23 protein-coding genes are annotated in these 22,111 nt (G+C 67.3%); 21 read left to right on the top strand and 2 right to left on the bottom strand.

Annotation, left to right across the window (positions count from 1 at the left end; translation table 11 throughout):
• Positions 1-139 precede the first annotated feature (139 nt).
• The 8 genes from FJX73_08515 to FJX73_08480 are packed head-to-tail and all read left to right on the top strand — an operon-like array spanning position 140 to position 7,743.
• Positions 140-913: a GntR family transcriptional regulator gene (locus FJX73_08515; GenBank protein ID MBM3470818.1), complete on the top strand. Its 774-nt coding sequence runs from the start codon at positions 140-142 to the stop codon at positions 911-913.
• A gap of 13 nt (positions 914-926) precedes the next feature.
• Complete coding sequence (locus tag FJX73_08510; protein ID MBM3470817.1) at positions 927-2,477, top strand: peptide ABC transporter substrate-binding protein; 1,551 nt, start codon at positions 927-929, stop codon at positions 2,475-2,477.
• Between the two features lie 4 nt (positions 2,478-2,481).
• On the top strand, positions 2,482-3,492 hold the full coding sequence (locus tag FJX73_08505; GenBank protein ID MBM3470816.1) for an ABC transporter permease: 1,011 nt from the start codon (positions 2,482-2,484) through the stop codon (positions 3,490-3,492).
• Between the two features lie 18 nt (positions 3,493-3,510).
• Positions 3,511-4,413, top strand: coding sequence for an ABC transporter permease (locus FJX73_08500; protein MBM3470815.1), 903 nt, complete (start codon positions 3,511-3,513; stop codon positions 4,411-4,413).
• 4 nt (positions 4,414-4,417) lie between these two features.
• Entirely contained in the window at positions 4,418-5,179 is a 762-nt protein-coding gene (locus FJX73_08495; protein MBM3470814.1) for a gamma-glutamyl-gamma-aminobutyrate hydrolase family protein, read from the top strand.
• A 28-nt stretch (positions 5,180-5,207) separates the two neighbouring features.
• Entirely contained in the window at positions 5,208-6,251 is a 1,044-nt protein-coding gene (locus FJX73_08490) for a winged helix-turn-helix transcriptional regulator (GenBank protein ID MBM3470813.1), read from the top strand.
• Positions 6,227-6,487: a helix-turn-helix domain-containing protein gene (locus FJX73_08485; GenBank protein ID MBM3470812.1), complete on the top strand. Its 261-nt coding sequence runs from the start codon at positions 6,227-6,229 to the stop codon at positions 6,485-6,487. The genes FJX73_08490 and FJX73_08485 overlap by 25 nt, the downstream gene beginning before the upstream one ends.
• Positions 6,484-7,743: an MFS transporter gene (locus FJX73_08480; protein MBM3470811.1), complete on the top strand. Its 1,260-nt coding sequence runs from the start codon at positions 6,484-6,486 to the stop codon at positions 7,741-7,743. The genes FJX73_08485 and FJX73_08480 overlap by 4 nt, the downstream gene beginning before the upstream one ends.
• Before the next feature lie 10 nt (positions 7,744-7,753).
• Here FJX73_08480 and FJX73_08475 read toward each other — a convergent pair whose 3' ends face one another.
• Both FJX73_08475 and FJX73_08470 read right to left on the bottom strand, forming a co-directional pair.
• A complete protein-coding gene (locus FJX73_08475) occupies positions 7,754-8,038 on the bottom strand; it encodes a methylated-DNA--[protein]-cysteine S-methyltransferase (protein ID MBM3470810.1) in 285 nt (94 codons plus the stop codon).
• Positions 8,039-8,098: 60 nt separating this feature from the next.
• The gene (locus FJX73_08470) at positions 8,099-9,520 is read right to left on the bottom strand and encodes a class II fumarate hydratase (GenBank protein ID MBM3470809.1); all 1,422 of its coding nucleotides are present in this window, start codon (positions 9,518-9,520) and stop codon (positions 8,099-8,101) included.
• Between the two features lie 222 nt (positions 9,521-9,742).
• On the opposite strand from FJX73_08470, the gene mdh reads away from it, so the two are divergent.
• The 13 genes from mdh to nuoL all read left to right on the top strand — a co-directional run bounded on the left by mdh (position 9,743) and on the right by nuoL (position 22,069).
• Positions 9,743-10,678 (top strand): malate dehydrogenase, encoded by a 936-nt coding sequence (mdh, locus tag FJX73_08465; GenBank protein ID MBM3470808.1) that lies wholly within the window; start codon positions 9,743-9,745, stop codon positions 10,676-10,678.
• Positions 10,675-11,784: an ADP-forming succinate--CoA ligase subunit beta gene (sucC, locus tag FJX73_08460; protein ID MBM3470807.1), complete on the top strand. Its 1,110-nt coding sequence runs from the start codon at positions 10,675-10,677 to the stop codon at positions 11,782-11,784. Before mdh ends, sucC begins: the two co-directional genes overlap by 4 nt.
• A gap of 29 nt (positions 11,785-11,813) precedes the next feature.
• Positions 11,814-12,719: a hypothetical protein gene (locus tag FJX73_08455; GenBank protein MBM3470806.1), complete on the top strand. Its 906-nt coding sequence runs from the start codon at positions 11,814-11,816 to the stop codon at positions 12,717-12,719.
• A gap of 70 nt (positions 12,720-12,789) precedes the next feature.
• Entirely contained in the window at positions 12,790-13,656 is an 867-nt protein-coding gene (sucD, locus tag FJX73_08450; GenBank protein ID MBM3470805.1) for a succinate--CoA ligase subunit alpha, read from the top strand.
• 57 nt (positions 13,657-13,713) lie between these two features.
• Positions 13,714-14,055 carry a phage holin family protein gene (locus FJX73_08445; GenBank protein ID MBM3470804.1) on the top strand — a complete coding sequence of 114 codons (342 nt, stop codon included), beginning with the start codon at positions 13,714-13,716 and terminating at the stop codon, positions 14,053-14,055.
• A 70-nt stretch (positions 14,056-14,125) separates the two neighbouring features.
• A complete protein-coding gene (gene rapZ, locus FJX73_08440; protein ID MBM3470803.1) occupies positions 14,126-15,010 on the top strand; it encodes an RNase adapter RapZ in 885 nt (294 codons plus the stop codon).
• The gene (locus FJX73_08435) at positions 15,007-16,356 is read left to right on the top strand and encodes a YvcK family protein (protein ID MBM3470802.1); all 1,350 of its coding nucleotides are present in this window, start codon (positions 15,007-15,009) and stop codon (positions 16,354-16,356) included. Before rapZ ends, FJX73_08435 begins: the two co-directional genes overlap by 4 nt.
• Positions 16,349-17,779 carry a tryptophanase gene (locus FJX73_08430; protein ID MBM3470801.1) on the top strand — a complete coding sequence of 477 codons (1,431 nt, stop codon included), beginning with the start codon at positions 16,349-16,351 and terminating at the stop codon, positions 17,777-17,779. Before FJX73_08435 ends, FJX73_08430 begins: the two co-directional genes overlap by 8 nt.
• A 125-nt stretch (positions 17,780-17,904) precedes the next feature.
• Positions 17,905-18,264 carry an NADH-quinone oxidoreductase subunit A gene (locus FJX73_08425; GenBank protein MBM3470800.1) on the top strand — a complete coding sequence of 120 codons (360 nt, stop codon included), beginning with the start codon at positions 17,905-17,907 and terminating at the stop codon, positions 18,262-18,264.
• Positions 18,265-18,348: 84 nt separating this feature from the next.
• Entirely contained in the window at positions 18,349-19,278 is a 930-nt protein-coding gene (gene nuoH, locus FJX73_08420; GenBank protein ID MBM3470799.1) for an NADH-quinone oxidoreductase subunit NuoH, read from the top strand.
• Between the two features lie 3 nt (positions 19,279-19,281).
• Positions 19,282-19,773 (top strand): NADH-quinone oxidoreductase subunit J, encoded by a 492-nt coding sequence (locus tag FJX73_08415; protein ID MBM3470798.1) that lies wholly within the window; start codon positions 19,282-19,284, stop codon positions 19,771-19,773.
• A gap of 20 nt (positions 19,774-19,793) precedes the next feature.
• A complete protein-coding gene (gene nuoK, locus FJX73_08410; GenBank protein MBM3470797.1) occupies positions 19,794-20,105 on the top strand; it encodes an NADH-quinone oxidoreductase subunit NuoK in 312 nt (103 codons plus the stop codon).
• Between the two features lie 2 nt (positions 20,106-20,107).
• Entirely contained in the window at positions 20,108-22,069 is a 1,962-nt protein-coding gene (gene nuoL, locus FJX73_08405) for an NADH-quinone oxidoreductase subunit L (GenBank protein ID MBM3470796.1), read from the top strand.
• The last annotated feature ends 42 nt before the right edge of the window (positions 22,070-22,111 follow it).

Genomic DNA, 22,111 nt, shown 5'->3' with positions numbered 1-22,111 from the left:
GGGACCCGGTTGGCAGGTGACCCGGCCGGCAGGAGGAGTTACGGGCGTTCGGGTCGTAGCCTCGGGTCGTAGCATTGGTCACCACTGGTAGTAACCAGTCCGGCGCGACGACGCGTGGGGCGTTGACCGTGGGGCGACGATGAGTGGGGCGACGATGAAGCTGAAGCGCCACCACGCCATTCCTCTGCACCGGCAGCTCGGTGCCGCCCTCGTCCGCGCCATCCGTTCGGGGGAGATCCCCCCGGGCGAGCGCATCCCATCCGAACGGGAGATCTGCGAGACCTACGGGGTCAGCCGCACAACGGTCCGGCAGACCATCCACGACCTGGTGGCCTCAGGACTCCTGATGCGCGTGCCGGCCAAGGGGACCTTCGTGGCGCGGTCCAAGATAGACCAGGACCTCTCACGCGTGGTGCGGTTCTCAGAGGCCGTCTCCGCTGCCGGATACAGACCCACGGCAAGACTTCTCGGCATTCGCACCGCGCAGGCGCATGCCGAGATCGCAAAGGCTCTGGGGCTGTCCCTGGGTGAGACGGTGGTCGTCGTGGACATGGTGAGCATGGCCGACGGTGCGCCCCTGGCGTTCTACCGGATTCATCTGCCGCCTGAGACAGGCGAGCCAACCGCGCGTGCCCTGCTGGCCGCCGAGGCCGAGGGCCGCGTGACCTTCGGGTTGGTGCTGGAGCACGTGCGCCGCGTTGCCGGGCTGGAGCCGGCTCAGGTCGTGCAGGCCTACGAAGCCGCGCCTGCACCGGACGAGGTCGCCCGCATACTGCAGATCAGTGAGGGCGCGGCCGTAGTGGCCAGTGACCGGACCGTGCTCACCGCGTCGGGAAAGCCGATTACGCACGACAACGCGTACTACCGCGGCGATCGCTATCGGTTCACGATCCGCCGCGCGTATTCGATCTGAGGAGGGAGGCACCATGGGAGGATACCCGCGTCTGCTCACCGCGGTAGCCCTGCTTGCCGTATCCGCCGGCCTGCTTGCACCGGCCGGTGCTCAGGACCGCGTGCTCGCCTTCGCCCTCGACACCGAGGCGTTCCGCCGGCCCGAGGCCGAGGCGATCGCCGACAACCTCCGCACGCTGGGCGCCCAGGTAGAGGTCCGTGTCTGGGAGCGCACCAGCATGATCGCTCGCATGCAGGCCGGAGAGCGCCTGGCCTACATGACCGACTGGGGGAGCGCGTTCTTCGAGCCATTCGACTTGGCCGAGCCCAAGTTGACCACCGGCGGCCGCGGAAACTACTCGTTCTACTCCAACAAAGAGGTGGACGAACTGCTCGTGGTCGGTTCTACCGGGGCCGATAACACCGCCCGCCGCGACGCCTACTTCAAAGTCCAGGACATAATCTTCCGGGAGGCCCCCTGGATCTTCGCGTACTTCCGCCAGGATATCCACGGCGCCAGCAGCCTGGTTGAGAACTGGGAAGCCTCGATGGACAGCCGCATCAACCTGCACGACGTGCGCCTGAGCCGCGGTGGGGTCATCGTGGTTGGGATGAACACCAACGCGATCGCGACGTTCGACCCCGCGATGTTTCGCGATCGGAAGACCGAGACGGTGCTGCGCAACATCTTCGACGGCCTGGTTACTCGGACGACCAAGGACCAAGTGGTGCTTGAACTGGCCTCGGCCATGCGGCAGCCGTCACCGACCACCTATGAGTTCACGATCCGCTCGGGCGTGACGTTCCACAACGGCGATCCGCTGACCGCCGAGGACGTCCTCTTCACCTTCGAGCGCATACTCAAGGACGGGGCCATCGCCGGCGCCAGCAGTCCCCGCCGCGCGCTGCTGGGCCCGCTCGACCGCGTCGAGCGCGTTGGCGAGAACGTGGTGCGCTTTACCCTCGCCCGCCCGTTCCCGGCATTCATGCAGGCGCTGGTGCACTTCCAGATCGTGCCCAAGCGCTACATTCAGACCGTCGGCGACCGCGCGTTCGCCGAGCGCCCGGTGGGCGCCGGACCGTTCAAGTACCTAGCCGGCCGCGTGGATGGCCAGATAGTGCTGGAGCGCTATGACAAGTACTACGGCGGCGCGCCCGAACTGGCGCCGGTCGGCCCGGCGCCGCTGCGGGGCGTGGTCTTCCGGATGATGCCCGAGCCCGCGACCCGCGTGGCCGCGCTGAAGGCCGGGGAGGTGCACATCATCGAGGACATGCCCGTGGACCTGATAACCGAGATTGATCGTGACCCCCGCACTGAGGTCAAGACCACACAGGGGACGCGCGTCTCGGGGGTCGAGTTGAACAACGCCAAGCCACCGTTCAACGACCTGAAAGTCCGCCAGGCGCTCAACCACGCGGTCAACTGGGACGCGATCCTCAAGGCCATATACAGGGGCTACGGCACACGGCTGGCCACCGCGTTCCTGCCCAGCGGGTTCGGCTACAACCCGCGCCTGCGGCCGTACACGTACGATCTGACGCGGGCCCGTACGCTGCTTCGCGAGGCGGGTTACACGGTGCGGTAGCCGAGTGCGCACGCTCGTTCTGGCGCGCCGCATCCTGAACACGATCCCGATCATGCTGGGGGTGGCGGTGATCGTGTTCATCGTGATGCGGATGCTGCCGGGCGATCCCGTGGACATCATGCTCGGGCAGACGGGGGCGGTCTCACAGCAGGACCTCGACCGCCTCCGTCGGGATTTCCACCTCGACCAGCCGCTGACCGGGCAACTGGTGCGGTTCGTCGCCGACGCGGCCCGCGGCGATTTCGGCACCTCGTTCGCCCGGCGTCGCCCTGTGTTTGGAATGCTGGTCGAGGCGCTGCCGGCCACGATCGAGCTGGCCCTGGCCGCCACGGTCGTCGCATTGCTGGTGGCCCTGCCGATAGGAGTGCTCTCAGCGGTCTACCAGCGCTCGTGGCTGGACCGGATGGCGATGGGCGGCGCGTTCCTGGGTATCTCGATGCCGGCGTTCTGGCTGGGCATCGTGGGGATCATCGTGTTTGCGGTCAGGCTCGGCTGGTTCCCGACCTCGGGCCGCGTGAGCCACGAGGTCCTCCTGACACCTGTGACCGGGTTCTATCTGCTGGACAGCGTGCTCACGCGCAACTGGGCGGCTTTAGGCGACGTCCTGAGGCACCTTACCCTCCCGGCCGTCGTGCTGGGCGCCAGCATGATGGCGATAGTCGCCCGGGTGACACGGTCCAGCATGGTCGAGGTGATGCGTGAGCAGTACGTTACCACGGCGCGCTCCAAAGGCCTGGCCAGCCGGGTGGTCGTCTGGCGCCACGCGTTGCGCAATGCGCTCATCCCGACGGTGACCGTTGTCGGGCTGCAGGTAGGTGTGCTGCTCGGCGGTAACATGATCGTCGAGACGGTCTTCGGATGGCCTGGGATGGGCCGCATGGTCGTGGACGCGATCTTCAGCCGCGACTACCCGGTGGTGCAGGGCGCGGTCATGCTCTACGCGTTCACGTTCGTGCTTGCCAACCTGGCGGTGGACCTGTGCTACATCTACCTGGACCCGCGCATCTCGCTGTAGCGCCGAAGTGGTGAGGCAATGGCGGTAGCCGCCAGAGTGGTTTCCCCTCCAAGGCCCAGCCGCCGCGGCATCGCGCTCACCCTGCTGCGATTGGCGCGTCATCCTTCGGCAGTTGCCGGGGCGGTGGTCATGGTCGCCATTGCGCTCCTGGCGGTGTTCGCACCGCAGGCCGCGCCGTTCGACCCGGGCGCCTCGCGGCTGGAGAACCGACTGGCCCCTCCTTCCTGGATGCCGGGCGGCGCACCAGCCCACTGGTTGGGCACCGACGGCCTTGGCCGCGACGTGTGGTCGCGGATCATCTACGGCGGCCGGATCTCGCTGCTCGTCGGCGCGACGGCCACCGTGATGTCGCTGATTCCTGGCCTGGTGCTCGGCCTGGCCGCCGGGTTCTTCCGGGGGCCGACGGACGGTCTCGTCTCGCGGTTCGCCGAGTTACTGATGGCCTTCCCGCATCTGATCTTTGCCATTGGGGTCATGGCGGCGCTGGGGCCGGGATTCTGGAATCTCGTGATGGCGCTGGCATTCAAGGGATGGGTGGAGTTCTACCGGGTGGCGCGCGGCGACACCCTCAGCCAGGGCAACCGAGAGTATGTTGACGCCGCCCGCGCGCTGGGGGCCTCCAGCACCCGGATCCTCGGCCGGCACATCCTCCCCAACATGATCCACACGAGCGTGGTGCTCGGCACGCTGCGCATGGGGCACTTCATCGTGCTGGAGGCGTCGCTGTCGTTCCTGGGCATGGGTCTGCCGCCGCGCCTGCCGGCCTGGGGCTCGATGGTGGCGGACGGCCGCGACGTCATGCTGACCGCCTGGTGGGTTTCCACCTTCCCCGGGCTTGCGATTGTCGCGCTGGTGCTGGCGGTGAACCTCGTAGGAGAAGGGCTGCGGGACGTGCTGGACCCGCGGCTGGGGATGGAGTGAGGCGATGGGCCGGCCGTCCATCGGGATTCCGGTGCCTCTGGCGCTTGAGCGCGCTGACCGCGGTTCTGCGGGGGACGGACTATGCGCCGCGGCACTCTCGCGTGCCGGGGGCCTCCCCGTACTCCTGCCTGTGGAGGGGGATCGGGCCGCGGCCGGAGACCTCATCAAGAGGTTGGACGGCCTGTTGCTCGCGGGAGGCCGGCCCTTGTCCGCGGGTTTCCTTGCCGAGCACCCCCGGCCGTCGCTCGAGGAGACGGACCCCGAGCGCTATCGGTTCGAGCACGCCCTAGTCTTAGCCGCCGCTGAGCAGGGCGTGCCGATGCTGGGCATCTGCCGCGGAATGCAGACGATCAACGAAGCCCTGGGAGGGACGCTTGTGCGCAACCTGGCGCTGGATTGGCCGGGCGCGCTCGGGCACCGCATGATGGATCCGGAAGAGCACAGGGCACACCGGATCCGGATCGCTCCGCACTCGCACCTCTCGGTCGTGGTGGGCGAGGACCATGTACTGGTCAACTCGCGCCACCTGCAGGCCGTTGAGACGCCCGGCGCCGGGCTCGTGGCCGCGGCATGGGCCGACGACGGGGTGATCGAAGCCGTGGAAGCGTCCGGTGACGATCCATTCATCGTCGGGGTGCAGTTTCACCCTGAAGCCCTGATACAGCACGATGGACGCTGGTTGGGCCTGTTCGCAATGCTCGTGACCGCCGCAAGCCGCCGCCTGCCACTTGCGCGCGCTGGTAAGGTGTGGTTTACTCCTATGTAGATAGCTATCTACATAGGAGTGGGCTGGCTTGAAGGTCATAGACCTGACCGCGCCTCGCCATGAACTGCGGGTCCGAATTGATCCCTCGCCTGCCTATGACTTCCTGGCATGCCTCTACCTGCTGGAGCGCAGCGAGGAGGGCCGGGGGTTCGAGGTCTCGTCCGACTGGGTCGAGCGCGCGCGCGGTGCCCTGGGGGCCAACCTGCGGGCCGACCTCGCCTTGTTCTTCCCCAGACTTGGGCCGACGCTCGGACTGGTAGGCGTGCTCGAGCACACCCCCGGGCTGTCGGTGCGCGCGTTCATCAAGCGCATCCAGTCCACACCGGCGGAAGCCCTGCTCGAGTTGATGCTGGTCGGGGCGTTGCCCGATCGTCAGGAACTGCCGCTCCTGCGCGCCGCGATCGGTGGGTCGCAGGACGCGGTCGAGGCGTTTCTAGCGGCCACCCACTCGGAAGCCGACGTGGACTCGCTGCGGCGTCTGGTGGTGCTCTCACCCTCTGAGGCAAAGTCCCGGTTGGTCCGGTTGCTGCGCGAAGGCTACGCCAGGGTCTACGCCAACGAGGAGGCGCGGGTCGTACCCCTGCTTGAGCAGTCCGCGGCCGCGCTCGCGCGTCGGGCAACGGTTTCTGGCAGCACCGAGCTGGTGGAGCAGGCGACCGGCGGCTTCGTCCTGGAGCCCGGTGCCTCGTTCGCCGGAGTGGTGCTGGCGCCCACGTACTTCTTCCGTCCCTACAACTTGCTCACCGCCTACCAGGGCATCCGCGTCTTCATATACCCAATTGAGTCCTCGACCACAGGGGGCGTGCCGCCTGAGCTTCTGCGGTTTTACAAGGCGCTGGGCGACGAGACGCGCCTGAGAATCCTGCGGTTGCTGGCCGGCCGCGACATGTACCTCCAAGAACTGGCCAAGGCGCTGGGCGTGTCGCATGTGACCGCCCTGTACCACATGGCGATGCTGCGCGCGGCCCATCTGGTACAGGTGGTCGAGCGCGACAACCTCAAGTACTACAGGTTTCGGGCCGATCGGGCGCAGGAGGCGGCGGCCCAGTGGATCGAGTTCGTCAAGCAGTAGGGGGTGGTGGAACGGTGCGTCAGCGTGAGCCGCTGCTGGATCAGGAGATTCTGACGGTCGAGCAGGCGGCGGAGTATCTCCAGGTTCACAAGATCACGCTCTACAGGTACATCCGCGAGGGCCTGCTGCCGGCCGTTAAGCTGGGGAAGATGTACCGTCTCTTCCGCCGTGACATCGAGGCGTTCCTCGACGCGATGCGGCAGCCGCTCGATTCCGGCTCCGCCGGAGGCAAATGATCCTCGCCGACATTAGGGGCATCCGGGCCGCCACCACCTTCAGCGCTCTCCGCTACCCGAACTACCGACGGTTCTGGTGGGGCGGCCTGGTCTCCCTCACCGGTTCCTGGGGCCAGACCACGGCCCTGTCCTGGCTCGTCTACGACCTCACCGGATCGCCGCTGATGCTGGGGACGGTGATGATGGTGAACACCATCCCCACCATGCTCCTGGCCCTGGTCGGAGGCGTCATCGCCGATCGGTCCGAGAAGCGTCACCTGCTTCTGGCCAGCCAGGGAACGTTCATGGCGATCTCCATGGTCCTTGCGGTCTTGACACTTGCGGGCCGGATCGAGGTCTGGCAGATCCTGGCAGTCAGCGTGATCGGCGGAATCGCGTCGGCGATTGACATGCCTGCCAGGCAGTCGCTGATCCCGCACCTGGTTGGGCGGGACGACCTGCTGAACGCCATAGCGCTGAACTCGGCGATGTTCAACGGGTCGCGGATCCTAGGCCCCGCGATCGCCGGGTTCGTGATCGGCCAGCTCGGACCGCGAGGGGGTCCAGGGGCGTGCTTTGCGATCAACACGATTACCTACCTGGCGGTGCTGGGCGCGCTGGCGACGATCCGCGTGAACTCCCGGCCGCCGACCGGCGAGCGGCAGCGCGTGCTGCGCGAGGTCCGGGAGGGCGTTGCCTTTGCCTGGCAGCACCCGGCGCTGCGCAGGTTCCTGGGGCTTCTGGCTGTCACCGGCGTATTCGGGCTGCCGTTCACGGTCCTGATGCCGGTCTTTGCCCGCGATGTGTTGCACGTGTCCGCGCAGGGGTTCGGGATGCTTATGACCGCCAGCGGTCTCGGCGCCACCATCGGGGTGCTGGCCCTGGCATCGTCGCGGCCCAGGAACCCTGGGAACGTCATCCTGGGCACGCAGGCCGCATTCGTCGTGCTGCTGGCCGCGTTTGCCCTGAGCTCTTATTACGCCCTGTCGCTTGTGCTCATGGTCGTGTTGAGCGGCGCGATGACCTCTTACCTGTCGTCAACCAACACCACGATTCAGTCCATTGTGCCCGATGGGCTACGGGGCAGGGTGATGAGCATCTATATCCTTGCTTTCTTTGGAACCGCGCCCCTCGGAGGCCTGCTCATGGGATCCCTGGCCTCGGCCTTGGGCGCACCGGCCGCCGTGCTTTCCGGCGCCGGGGTTTGCTCAGCCGGCGCGCTGGCAGCGTGGCTGGCCGGGCGGCGCGGACTACAATCCGGCCCCCTTCTGAGGTAGACACGCCGGATCACGATCCGTACCGGGCCAGATCTACGCTCCCGTCTAGCGCGAACCGCACGCCGTCGCGACGCAGCCGCTTCCTCTGCTCGGCGGCAAACTGCCGGTTGGCGATCGTTCCGTCACTCCGCACGACCCGCCACCATGGTACCGCCTCTCCGTCTGGGTGCGATGCCAGCGCCCAGCCCACGGTGCGGGCGCCGTTGCGCAGCCCCACCTGCCGGGCGATCTCGCCGTATGTTATTACGCGCCCGCGCGGCACTCTGCGGACCGCCGCGTAGACACGTTCGAACAAGCCCTGCTGGTCCCCCACGCCCGGCTGACCCCCCACGCCCTGCCGGACCCCCACGCCCTGTTAGCCCCCGCCCAGGATGCCGCGTACGCCCGGCTCGGTCATGGATTCAGGGTTCAGTATTTCCCGAAGTTGTTCGGCGGTCAGCCCACCGCGCGCCAGTGCGATCTCGCGCACGGTCTTCCCGGTCAGGGCGGCTTCTTTGGCAATCTCGGCCGCGGCGTCGTACCCGATGACCGGTGCCAGCGCGGTTGCCAGCATCAGGCCGCGCTCGACCGACTCAGGCCCGCGGCCGGTCGCCTCCAGGCCGGTGACGCACTGGCGGGCGAAGTTGCGCGAGGCCGCGGCCAGCAGGGCGATCGCGCCGAGCAGGCTGTGCGCCATCACGGGCATCATCGTGTTCAGCTCAAAGTTGCCCCATTGATTGCCCTGGGCAACCACGGCGTCGTTCCCGAGGGCCTGGGCGCAGGCCTGGATCACGGACTCGACGATTACCGGGTTCACCTTGCCCGGCATGATCGAGGATCCCGGCTGGACCGCCGGGAGAACGAGTTCAGCCAGGCCTGCACGCGGCCCTGATCCCATCCATCGGATGTCGTTGGCGATCTTGGTCAGCGCCGTGGCGTAGGCTCGGACCGTTCCCGACGCAAAGACCACCACATCCAGACAGGCCTGCGCCTGGAAGTGCGCCGCGGTCTCGCGCAGCGAGATGTCCGTCAGCTCGGTGAGCCGGGCGCAGACACGCGCAGCAAACTCGGGGTGGGCGTTGATCCCTGACCCGACCGCGGTGCCGCCCAGCGCTACTTCACGGAGCTCGGCCTCGGCGTAGCCAAGGCGGCGCCCGGCGCCGGCCACCTGGTCGGCGTACCCGTCGAACTCCTGGCCCAGCCGTACGGGCGTGGCATCCATCAGGTGCGTCCTGCCGGTCTTGATGATGCCGTGGAACTGCGCCGCCTTCGCGCGGAGCGCCGCCTCCAGCTCGTCGAGCGCCGGGCGTAGATCCTCGCGCAGCACGAGCAGCGCGGCCAGATGGATCGCGGTGGGGATGACATCGTTGCTCGACTGGCAGATGTTCACGTGGTCGTTGGGATGGACAGTCTTGGCGCCGCGCGCTGCGCCCATCAGCTCGGCGGCCCGGTTTGCGATCACCTCGTTGGCGTTCATGTTGGTGGAGGTTCCCGAGCCGGTCTGGTAGATGTCGAGCGGAAACTCGGAATCGAACGCGCCGTCGGCGACCTCCTGGGCCGCGCGGACAATCGGCCCGGCGAGCGCGCGGTCGAGCAGGCCCAGGTCGGCGTTCACCTCGGCCGCCGCGCGCTTGATCAGGCCCATCGCGCGGATGAAGACGCGCGGGAACCGCTGATCGCTTATCGGGAAGTTCTGGATGGCCCGGGCGGTCTGCGCGCCGTAGTATGCCTCGGCAGGGACCTCCATGGCTCCCAGCGAGTCACGCTCAACGCGCATCGCCTTCTCGCCGGACGTCATACACAACACCCTCCTCGCGTGCACTGGGGACGCGCCTCCGGAGTTCGGCGCAACGGAACGCCCCTCCTGTTGTCTGGAGCCCCGGCCGGACCTTGATCCGCGGCCCGGCCGGGACCCGCGCGAACCGCAGCCCGTCCTTGAAGGGGCCCCGCGCTTTCGTTACAGTTGAGGCACACTTCGCACACGGGCAGCCGCTCGACCGCCGGAAGGAGTCGTGAAGCCATGGTCAGGCGTTCCAAGGTTTCCATAATCGGTGCAGGTACAGTAGGCACGGCCTCCGCTCACTGGATCGCCAGCAAGGGGCTGGCCGACGTGGTCCTGACAGACATCGTGGAAGGCCTGCCCCAGGGAAAGGCGCTCGATATCCTGCAGGCGGGCGCGATTGCCGGGTTTGACATCCACGTGACCGGCAGCAACGACTACGCCGCCACCGAGGGTTCCGACGTCGTGGTCGTCACGGCGGGGATCCCGCGGAAGCCGGGGATGACCCGGGAGCAGCTCATTGACACCAACGCCGGGCTGATCCGCAACATCGTCCCGGCGGTCATCGGGGCCTCGCCCGGCGCCATCCTCATCATGCTCACCAACCCGCTGGACGCCATGACCTACCTGGCGTACAAGATCGCCGGCCTGCCGCGCGAGCGCGTGGTAGGGCAGTCGGGCGCGCTGGACTCGACGCGGTTCCGCACCTTCCTGTCCATGGAGCTGGGGGTCTCGGTGAACGACACGACCGGCATGGTGATAGGCGCGCACACCGACAAGGACATGGTGCCGCTGCCGAGGTACTCCACCGTGCGTGGAGTCCCGATCACGCACTTCATGGAGCCCGAGCGCGTGGAGGCAGTTGTGGCGCGCACACGGCACGGCGGGGCCGAGATCACCGAGCTCATGAAGGCCAGCGGCTTCACGGCGGCGGGTGCCGCGGTGTGCGAGATGGTCGATGCGATCCTGCGCGACAGGAAGCGCGTAATTCCCTCCAGCGTCTACCTGGACGGCGAGTACGGCGAGCGCGACGTCTGCATTGGCGTACCGGTGGTGCTGGGCGCGGCCGGGGTGGAGCGGATCATCGAGATCCCGCTTGATGCCGCGGAGCAGGCGGCCTTCCGGGCCTCGGTCGGGGCGGTTCGGGAGATGCTGGGGGGGCTGGGGTCCCTATGAAGCTCCACGAGTACCAGGCCAAGGAGATCTTCGCCGCTTACGGCATCCCCATCCAGAAAGGCGCAGTCGTCGAGCGGCCCGAGCAGGTTGAAGACGTGGCGCTGGCCTACCCGGTCGTCCTGAAGGCCCAGGTTCTGGTAGGCGGCCGGGGAAAGGCAGGCGGGATCAAGGTTGCCCGGACGCCGGATGAGGCACGGGAGAGAGCCGCCCAGATCCTGGGGATGACCATCAAGGGCGAGGCGGTCCGCCGCCTGCTGGTGGTCGAGGCGGCCGAGATCGGCGCCGAGTACTACCTGGCGTTCACCGTGGACCGCGCGGCGCGGCGGCTGGTGGCCATCGCCTCGGCCGCCGGCGGCGTTGACATCGAGGACGTGGCCCGCACCACCCCGGAGAAGATCGTCAAGCATCACGTTGACCCAACTGCCGGGTTTCATCCCTACAATGCGCGCGAGATGGGCCGGGCCCTGGGTTTCGGCGGCAAGCACCTGCTTCAGTTCGCCGCGATCGCGCACGGCCTGTGGCGGATCTGCGCCGAGATGGACGCCGAGCTGGCGGAGATCAACCCGCTGGCCAAGGTGGACGACTCCCTCCTGGCCATAGACGCCAAGCTCATCATTGACGACAACGCGACGTTCCGGCACGAGGGGCTGCCCCGCAACGAGGAGCTCACGGAGCTGGAGGCCGCGGCACAGAGCCAGGACCTGTCGTACGTCGAGCTGGACGGCGATGTTGCGATCATCGGCAACGGCGCCGGGCTGGTGATGTCAACGCTCGACATGATCGCGCACTTCGGAGGCCGCCCGGCCAACTTCCTGGACGTGGGCGGCGGCGCCACCACCGAGAACATGTCGCAGGCGATGAGCATCGTGCTGCGCAAGAGCGGCGTGCGGGCGCTGTTCGTCAACATCTTCGGTGGGATAACCCGCTGCGACGACATCGCCCGCGCGATAGCCGCGCAGCCGCCTGCGGTGCCGATGGTCGTACGCCTGACCGGCACCAACGAGGAAGAAGGCAGGATGATCCTGCAGGCCGCGGGGATCCACGCGCTGACCGACCCGGAGTCCGCCGCGCAGGAGGCCGTGCGCCTCGCGGCCGGGGCGCAGTAGCCGGGGCGCAGTAGACGGTGAGGCACGGTATGCGCGTGCGCGCGCTGGCCTGGGCGGTTCTTCTGGTCTGGCTTGCATGGGCTGGCCAGGCCTCCCTGCTGCTTCAGGCCGCCGCCCGGCTTACTCCCGCGGCGCCGCCTGCGCGGCACGTGATCGTGCTCAGTCTGGACGGCGCACGCGCCGACGCGGTGGCCACGGCGATACCCCGGGCGCTGGCCGCCCGCGGGACCGTGTCCTGGACGGCGCAGACGACCTTTCCAAGCTCGACCCTGCCCGCCCACGCCTCGATGCTCTCGGGTGTGGGTCCGGCCGTACACGGGGTGACCTTCAACGACTGGAGCGTCGGCGAGCCGTACTTCGCGCGGACCACCATCTTCACGGAGGTTACACGCGCGGGCGGCCTGGCCGCGGCGCTCGTCGCCAAGCCCAAGATGATGATCTTCATGCCGCCGGGATCGGTCGCGAGCGCCCAGCACCTGCTGTATCCGCGCTTCCGCCAGGCCGACGTCGTGGAGACCGCGGCCCGGCTCTTCGGCGAGCAGCGGCCCGCCGTGCTGTTCGTGCACGTTGCCGACCCCGATGATACAGGCCACAGGCGCGGCTGGATGAGCGAGGAGTACCTCCGGGTAATCGCCGCAGCCCCGGCCCTGATCGAGCGCCTGCTGCGGGCCTTCGACGACGCCGGCGTGGCGTCGCAGGCGCTGCTGATCGTCACCTCGGACCACGGCGGCCACGGCATCACCCACGGGACGAACCGGCCGGAGGACATGACAATCCCGTGGATGGCGTTCGGAGGCACGGCCCGGCGTGGGCTGGCAGTGGGCAGGCGCATCGTGGTGTTCGATACCGCCGCAACCGCTCTGGCGGCGCTCGGCATTCCGATGCCGGGCGACTGGCAGGGCCGGCCGGTGCTGGAGGCGCTGCAGGGTCCGTAGGCCTGGGGGGTTGGCCCTGGGAGAACGTAGCCCAGGGAGAGCGTAGCCCTGGGGGAACACGGAGGGAACGATGGCCATTCTTGTGAACGAGCACACCCGCGTCCTGGTCCAGGGCATCACCGGCTATCAGGGCGAGTTCCACGCGCGCCGGATGCTGGAGTTCGGCACCAGGGTTGTAGCCGGTATGACGCCGGGCAAGGGCGGGCAGACCGTAGCCGGTGTGCCGGTCTTCGATACGGTGGCCGAGGCCGTGGCTCAGACCGGCGCCACTGCCTCGTGCATATTCGTGCCGGCTCGGCTGGCCAAGGATGCGGCGCTGGAGGCGATTGCCTCACGGCTGGACCCAATCGTGATCATCACGGAACACATCCCGGTGCACGACTCGATACAGATCGTGGCAGAGGCGCGCGCGGCCGGCGTGCGTATCGTGGGGCCGAACGGGCCCGGCGTGGCCTCGCCCGGCAGGTGCAAGATCGGCATCATGCCGAACCACCTGTTCTCGCCCGGCGGCGTTGGTCTGGTCTCGCGCAGCGGCACGCTGACCTACGAGATTGTGGCCGGGCTGACGCGGGCCGGCCTGGGTCAGAGCACAGCCCTGGGCCTGGGCGGCGATCCGGTCGTGGGACTGACGTTCCAGGAGGCGGTGGCGCTGTTCGCGGACGACCCGGAGACCCAGGCAATCGTGCTGGTGGGCGAGATCGGCGGCAGCGCCGAGGAAGAAGCCGCCCGCTTCATCCAGGCCTCGGTCCGCAAGCCGGTGGTAGGGTACATAGCCGGCCAGACCGCGCCGCCGGGCAAGCGCATGGGCCACGCGGGCGCGGTGATCTCCGGGAGCGAGGGAGGGGCGCAGGCCAAGATCGAGGCGCTGGAAGCCGCGGGCGTCTCAGTGGTTTCGCTGCCAGGGCGTGTGCCAGAGGTTCTGCGAGGGTTGCTGTAGTAGTAAACAAGCGAATCTCGCCCGCGGGAGGCCTACAGGCGGGTTAGGGAGGGTGCGATGCTCGGCGGGTTCCTTCTGCGCTGGATATTCAACGCCATCGCCATCTATATCACGACAAGGATCATAACGGGCATCCGCTTGCCCAATACCGAGAGCATCCTCATCGCGGCACTGGTGCTGGGCCTGGTGAACGCCTCGATCCGCTGGGTCCTGTTGGTTCTTACGTTGCCGCTGAACATTCTGACCCTGGGGTTGTTCACGCTGGTAGTGAACGCGCTCATGCTGTACGTGGTCGCCGCGGTCACACCGATGCAGATTGACTCGTTCGGGTCGGCGTTTCTGGGGGCACTGCTAATTGCGATCATCAGCACATTCCTCAGCCACCTCTCCGGTCGCTAGCCAGGTGAAACGGCGCCCCAGCCCTCCTCGTGCCGCGCCCCCCCGAGCAGCCCCTCGCAGGCGCGGTGGCGTGCAGTTTGTGATCATCACCGGCCTCTCGGGCGCCGGGAAGTCCACCGTCATGAAGGTCTTCGAAGACCTCGGTTTCTTCTGCGTGGACAACCTCCCGCCTGCGCTCCTCCCGAAGTTCGCCGATCTGTGCCTGCACTCCGAGGAAAAGGTCCGACGAGTGGCGATAGTCATTGACATACGTGGTGGGGAGTTCTTCGACGATCTGTTTTCGGCCCTGCACCAGGTCGCCCGCCTGGGCCTGCGTGCCGACATCCTCTTCCTGGACGCGGCCGACGATGTGCTGGTGCGCCGATTCAAGGAGACACGCCGCAAGCATCCACTCGCCCAGACCGGACGTGTGCTCACCGGCATCCGCGCAGAGCGCCGCAGGCTGGAAGCGGTGAAAGGGCGCGCACACCGGATCGTTGACACTTCCAACCTGACGGTCCGGGAGCTGCGTGACGAGATCGCCTCTGCCTACAGGCGCGCCCGTGCCCCCCGCCGCCCGCTCGAGGTCAGCATCGTCACCTTCGGGTACAAGTACGGCATTCCCATTGACGCCGACCTCATCCTGGACGTGCGGTTCCTGCCCAATCCCCACTACCAGCCGGCGCTCCGTCCCCTTCCGGGCACGCATGCCCACGTCCGGAAGTTCGTGGCCGGCCAGCCACAGACACGCGACTTCCTTGCCCGGTTGAACGAGTTCGGCGACTACCTGTTGCCGCAGTTCGTTGCCGAGGGCAAGAGCCACCTGACCATCGGTTTGGGGTGCACGGGCGGTCGCCATCGGTCCGTGGTTCTGGGAGAGGAACTGGCGCGACACCTGCGCCGCAGGGGCTACCGGGTCCGCGTCAGCCACCGCGACCTTCGCAAGGACGACAGGGACCTCGGGGAATCGCAATGAGCGCACCACCGCGCAGCCAGTGGCAGCGCTGGCGGCGCTGGCTGGCGCCCGGCCTGGGCATCAAGCGGTGGGGACTGGTCATAGGCGTCGGGGTCGTGCTCTTCAGCGCGGGCGTTTCTTTGATTGTCAACATCAGGTTCCTGGCGGAGTTCGACTTCGCAGTGTTCTCGCTCGCCAGCCTGCTCGATCGGGTCAGCCGGGGGAGCGTTTCCCCGGTGGCACTGGGAACGGTCGGGGTGCTGCTGGGCGTTCTGATCGCTCTGATTGGCCTGCGGGGCATGCTGCGCTCGATTGACCGGGTCCTCTTCCCCACCGGTAGCCCCACGCTGGTAGAGGCCCTGCGCGAACACCGCCGGAAGCGCCGCGGACTGAACGTGGTAGCGCTCGGCGGCGGCACCGGGCTTGCTACGCTTCTGCGCGGCATCAAGCACTACACGTCCAATATCTCCGCTGTGGTAACGGTGTTCGACGACGGCGGATCGTCAGGCCGGCTGCGCCGGGAACTGGGTATTCTGCCGCCCGGGGACATCCGCCACTGCCTGGTGGCGCTGGCCGAGGTGGAGCCGTTGATGACGCGGCTGTTTGAGTACCGGTTTCGCGGCGGCGGGCTCGACGGTCATGCCTTCGGCAACCTGTTCATCGCCAGTCTCACCGGCGTGACGGGTGACCTTGAACTGGCCGTGAAGGAGACCAGCAAGGTCCTCAAGATCCGGGGTCGTGTGCTGCCCACCACCGGCCACGATGTGCTGCTGGTCGCCGAGCTCGCCGACGGCCGCATTGTTGAGGGCGAGTCCGTCATCACGGCCGCGCGCGGCCGGATCCGCAGGGTTTCCCTGCGTCCTCCCGAGGTCTTTCCTCTCCCCGAGGTCCTGGAGGCAATTGCCGAGGCCGACCTGATCCTGCTGGGCCCCGGCAGTCTCTACACCAGCGTCATCCCCAATCTGCTGGTCCGTGGGGTGGTCGAGGCGTTGCTGGAGTCCCAGGCGCCCAGGGTCTACATCTGTAACGTGATGACCCAGCCAGGCGAGACCGATGGATACTCCGCCGCCGATCACGTGCGCGCGGTCTTCGCCCACACGGTACCGGGGCTGTTTTCCCACGTGATCGTCAACACCCAGGCCCCGCAGAACCAGGCCCTGCTCGACCGCTACGCGGCCCAGGGCAGCGTGCCGGTGGCTCCGACCCTGTCCGAACTGGAGGCGATGGGCTTGAATCCGGTTGGGTTTTCCCTGATGAGCGAGGAGGAGCTGCTCCGCCACGACCCGCTCCGCCTTGCGACCGCCGTCCTGCGCGTGATGGAGATGGCTGGCGATCTGCCGGGGAGGTTCGCGCGCCGCCATGGATGACGCCCTACCGCCTGCCGAGCCATACCGGATCAAGGCCGTGGAGGGAATCCGCCGGTTGACCCGCGACCAGCGCCTGCGCGCGCTGGAGGCAGCCCACCACAATCTGTTCCTGCTCAAGTCCGAGGACGTCTACATAGACCTGCTGACGGACAGCGGGACCGGGGCGATGAGCGACCGGCAGTGGGCGGCGATGATGGCCGGCGACGAGGCCTACGCTGGCAGCCGGAGCTTCGACCGACTGGCGGAGTCCGCATCCGAGGTAATGGGATTCCCCTACCTGATACCCGCTCACCAGGGACGGGGAGCCGAGCACGTCCTCTTCACCGCGCTCGTGTCCCCGGGCCAGCAGGTGATCGGCAACGTCCACTTCGACACCACGCGTGCCCACATCGAGCACAGGCAGGCCGTGGCCCTCGACCTGGCAGTGGAGGAGATCTACGACGCGCAGGACCGCTCGCCGTTCAAGGGCAACCTGGACGTCGAGCGCGCCGACGAGTACATCCGCCGGGCCGGTCGGGACGCGGTGCCGCTTATCCTGGTGACGGTCACCTGCAACTCCGGCGGCGGGCAGCCCGTTTCCATGGCCAACCTGACCGAGGTGCGGGCGCTGGCAGACCGTTGGGGAATACCGTTCTTCCTGGACGCATGCCGGTTCGCCGAGAACGCCTACTTCATCCAGCAGCGGGAGCCGGGATACGCCGGGAGGACGGCTGCCTCGATCGCGCGTGAGATGTGCGATCTGGCCGACGGGTGCACGTTCAGCGCCAAGAAGGACGGGCTTGCCAACATCGGCGGCTTCCTGGCTTTCCGGGACGCAGCGCTCTACCAGAAGGCGGTTCCGTGGGCGATCCTCTTCGAAGGGTTCATAACCTACGGCGGAATGGCAGGCCGCGACCTGGAGGCCATCGCGGTGGGCCTGAGGGAAGTGATGGAGCAGCCGTACCTGGAATGGCGCATCGGGCAGGTGGCGCGGCTGGCCGAGGGCATGCGCGCGGCGGGCGTTCCATTGATTGAGCCGCCAGGCGGACACGCTGTGTTCCTGGACGCGCGGCGGTTCCTGCCGCACGTTCCCCAGACGGCCTACCCCGCGCAGTCGCTGGCCTGCGAGCTCTACGCCGACGGCGGTGTCCGCGGGGTGGAGGTGGGAAGCGTCATGGCCGGGCGCGATCCGCAGACCGGACAGGAGCGCCTCCCCCGCCTCGAGATGGTCCGGCTGACGGTGCCGCGCCGGGCCTACACCGATGCCCACATGGCGGTTGTCGTCCAAGCCGCCCGCCTCACGCTGGCCCGCAGCGCGGAGATTGGCGGCCTGCGTATTGTGCACGAACCCCCTGTGCTCCGACACTTCTCCGCGCACTTCGCTCCGGTGCCTGTCTCGGATCTGCCCCGGGACCGGGAAGCGCGCGCGGCGCGGGGTTCTTGACACTCCGTGGCTGAGCGGATACGCTGGCGTGGGTCTGAAGGTTCGATGCTGAACTGCTCCGGTCTGCACGTCCGTCCCGTTCGTGTTGGGCTCACGCAGCGGCCACCCGCGTACAGGAGAGGGGTATGCTGCTTCTAGACTGGCTGTACGTCGCGGCGTTTGCCGTCATAGGCCTGCTGTTGGCCGCCCTGTCGCTGGCCATCGTCTGGGTGCTGTCCCCCCGGTCGGCGTACCCTCAGAAGCGCATGACCTACGAATCGGGCGTGGTGCCCTTCGGCCAGGCCTGGGCGCAGTTCAACATTCGCTACTACCTGTTTGGACTGGTCTTCGTGATCTTCGCGGTAGAGGTCATCTACCTGTACCCCTGGGCGATCGTGTTCCGGCAGCTCGGCAAGTTCGCATTCGTCGAGATGCTGATCTTCCTGGTTGTGCTGCTGCTGGGCCTCGCCTACGCCTGGCGGAAGGGCGCGCTCGAATGGACCTAGGAAGCCCGCCGCGCAGCGCCCCCAAGGAGTTTCGCGGTGAACTGGGGATCTGAGATCGCCAAGGCCGTTCTGGCCGCGGTGGGGATGTTCACCTTTCTGGCCATCGTGGCCGCGATGTTCGGCGTGCTGCTCGAGCGCAAGATCGGCGGGTGGATACAGTCCCGGCTGGGCCCCAAGCACGTCGGCCCGCAGGGTCTGCTGCAGACCCTTGCCGACACGCTCAAGCTCCTACAGAAGGAGCACGTGACCCCCCGGGCCGCGGATGCCCTGGTCTTCAACACCGCCCCCCTGGTGGTCGCGACCGCCGGACTGATGGGCTGGCTGGTTATTCCGTTCGGCACGCTCGGAGGGGCCGTGCTGGTCGTCCGCGACCTCAACATCGGCATCTTGTTCTTCGCGGCGATGGCCTCGATGACCGTGATCGGCATCCTGGCAGGAGGATGGGCGTCCAACAACAAGTACTCGCTGCTCGGGGCGCTGCGGAGCGCCTCGCAGATGATCAGCTACGAACTTCCCCTGGGGATGGCGCTCGTGGCCGTGGCCATGGAGGCCGGGACGCTCTCCACGGTGGGCATCGTCCGCGCGCAGGACGGCTGGATGGGGTCCTTCATCTTCCGGCAGTTTCCCGCGTTCGTCATCTTCCTGGTCGCGGCCACCGCGGAGGTCAATCGGGTCCCGTTCGATCTGCCCGAGGCGGAGTCCGAGCTGGTCGCGGGCTACTTCTCCGAATACTCGGGCATGCGCTTCTCCCTTTTCATGTTGGGCGAATACGCCGAGATGTTCGCGATGGCCGCCATGACCACGACGCTGTTCCTGGGCGGGTGGAAGGGGCCGTTGCTGCCTCCCCTCGTGTGGTTCTTCCTCAAGATGTACCTGGTGGTGTTCTTCATGATGTGGGTCCGCTGGACTTTTCCACGCTTCCGGCTGGACCAGCTCCTCAACCTCTGCTGGAAGATCCTGCTGCCGGCCGGTCTCATCTGGATCCTGGTCTCCGGCTACAGGATCACCTTCTAGCCCATGGGTACGCTGGCGGCATTTCTCATCCTGTCCGCGGTCACGCTGATACCCGCCGTTGTGGTGGTGACCTCCAAGAACATCGTGCGCAGCGCTCTGGCGCTCATCCCGACCTTCCTGGGGATCACGGGCCTGTACGTCCTGCTGCGGGCAGAGTTCGTTGCCGGCATCCAGGTGCTGATATACGCCGGTGCGATCACGGTATTGATCCTATTCGTCATCATGCTCACGGAGGGCGGGACCGGAATCAGGATCCGCCAGGTCAACGAGCAGGTGCCCGTGGGCGCGCTGGCAAGCGCCGCCCTCGCGGCGTTGTTGATCTGGGTGTTCCTGCGCACGCCCTGGCCCAAAGGACCCGGAACTATTCCCGAGTATACCGCGACCCAGATCGGCACGACCCTGCTCTCATCCATGGTGCTGGTCTTTGAGGTCACCAGCCTGGTGCTGTTGGTCTCGCTGATCGGCGCCATCATCATCGCGCGGCGCGAGCGGTAGCGCGGGGAGGCCGGAGCATCGTGACGCTCGGATTGACTCACTTCCTGGTGGTCAGCTCCCTGCTCTTCTGCCTGGGGCTCTACGGGGTGCTGACACGGCGGAATGCGGTGGCGATCCTGATGGGCATCGAGTTGATGCTCAACGCCGCCAACATCAACCTGGTTGCCTTCAACAAGTACGTGGCGCCCGCGGCGCTCAACGGGCAGGTGTTCACGCTCGTGGTGATTACCCTGGCGGCCTGTGAGGTGGGCGTTGGCCTGGCGCTGGTCATGGCGGCCTACAGGAACCTTGAGACGGTCCAGGTGGACCGGATCAACATGCTGAAGTGGTAGCGATGCGCGACCTGGCCTGGCTGATTCCGCTCTTCCCCCTGGCAGCGTGCGGGTTGATCGCGGCCTTTGGCCGGCGCCTGCCCGGAGCGGGAAGCTACGTGGCGGTTGGCGGCATCGGGCTCTCCGGCCTGCTTTCGATCGGGATCTTCGTTGAGATGCTGTTGGGCGCCCCGCCGGTGGAGATGACCGTCCGCTGGATGCTCCTGGGCGGCAGCCCCCTGGAGCTCGGCTTCCGCGTGGACCACCTCACCACCATCATGCTGCTGGTGGTCACGGTGGTCGGTTCGATGATCTTCACCTACTCGATCGGCTACATGCACGGTGACCCGCGCTTCCCGCGGTTCTTCGCCTACATGTCGCTGTTCGCGGCCTCCATGCTCCTTCTGGTGCTGGCGGACAACCTGCTCTTCCTCTACGCCGGGTGGGAACTGGTGGGGTTGTGCTCGTACCTGTTGATCGGCTTCTACTTCGAGAAGCCCTCTGCCGCGCGCGCCTCGATCAAGGCACTCCTGACCACGCGCGTGGGCGACTTCTTCATGTTCCTGGGCATCATGATCGTCTTCTTCACGCTCGGGACATTCCGGTTCGAGGAGATATTCGGGCTCGTGCGCGAGGGAGCACTCGCAGGCGGCGCGATTGGCGGGATTCCCCTGCTGACCCTGGCGGCGGTGCTGATCTTTGGCGGGGCGGTGGGCAAGTCGGCGCAGGTGCCGCTGCACACCTGGCTGCCCGACGCGATGGAGGGCCCCACCCCGGTTTCCGCGCTGATACACGCCGCAACCATGGTTGCCGCAGGCGTCTACCTGGTGGCGCGCGCATACACGCTGTTCTTCGACTGGCCGGTCTCCGCCGCGCTCCACGGTAGCGCCGCGCTGCAGACCGTTGCATACGTGGGCGGGGTCACCGCCTTGATGGCCGCGACGATCGCAGTGGTCCAGGACGACATCAAGCGCGTGCTGGCGTACTCGACGATAAGCCAGCTCGGCCTGATGATGCTCGGCCTGGGAGTGCTGGGCTACACCGCCGGCATGTTCCACCTGATGACGCACGCTTTCTTCAAGGCCCTGCTGTTCCTGGGCGCCGGCAGCGTCATCCACGCCATGCACACCAACGACATCAAAGCAATGGGCGGGCTCGCCCGCGCGATGCCGTCCACATACTGGACGTTCCTGATCGGCGCCCTGGCGCTGGCCGGCGTGCCGCCGTTCGCGGGCTTCTGGAGCAAGGACGAGATCCTGCTGGAGGCGTTCCACCACAACACCGGCCTGTTCGCGATGGCCGCCCTGACCTCGTTCCTGACCGCGTTCTACATGTTCCGGGTCATCTTCTACACGTTCTTTGGCACGATACGGAGCCACGACGCGCACCCACACGAAAGCCCGCCTGTCATGACCCGGCCGCTCTGGGTTCTGGCCGGTTTCTCCGCGGTGGTCGGACTGGTCGGCGCGCCGTTCCTGGGAAGCCCGGTCCACAAGTTCCTGCACTTCGAGGGCGTTGCGGCAGTGCCGTTTAGCGCCGGGCTTGCCCTCGTCTCGACCGCCATCGCTGGCGCGGGAATCCTGGCGGCGGCGGTCGTGTACCGCTGGGGGCTGGTACCATCACCGGCGCTGCGCCGCGCCGCCGGCCCGCTGCACACGCTGGTGGTCCGCAAGTACTACTTCGACGAGTTCTATGCCCTGGCGTTCGTGCGCCCCACTCTGTGGATCGCCCGCTCGCTGCGGGTCTTCGATGTGTACGTGATTGACCTGCTGGTGAACCTGATCGGATTCGGTGTCGTCGCCATGGCGCGGCTGTACCGGTTGTTCGATCTGTACGTGGTGGACGGCGTGGTGAACCTGGTGGGCTGGACGGCCAAGGCGCTCGGTGGAACGCTGCGCTACGTCCAGACCGGCCGCGCACAGAACTACCTGCTTGCGATCGCGCTGGGCGTAGTCGTGATCGTGGCAGCGGGGCTGTTCCGGTAGCGCAAGTCCGGCGCCGCCTGGGGAAGAGGGGGAAGGGACTCG

This window comes from Armatimonadota bacterium, assembly GCA_016869025.1.
GTDB lineage: Bacteria > Sysuimicrobiota > Sysuimicrobiia > Sysuimicrobiales > Humicultoraceae > VGFA01.
The sequence above is the reverse complement of the archived record's forward strand: the minus strand, read 5'-3'. Positions and strand labels throughout refer to the sequence as shown.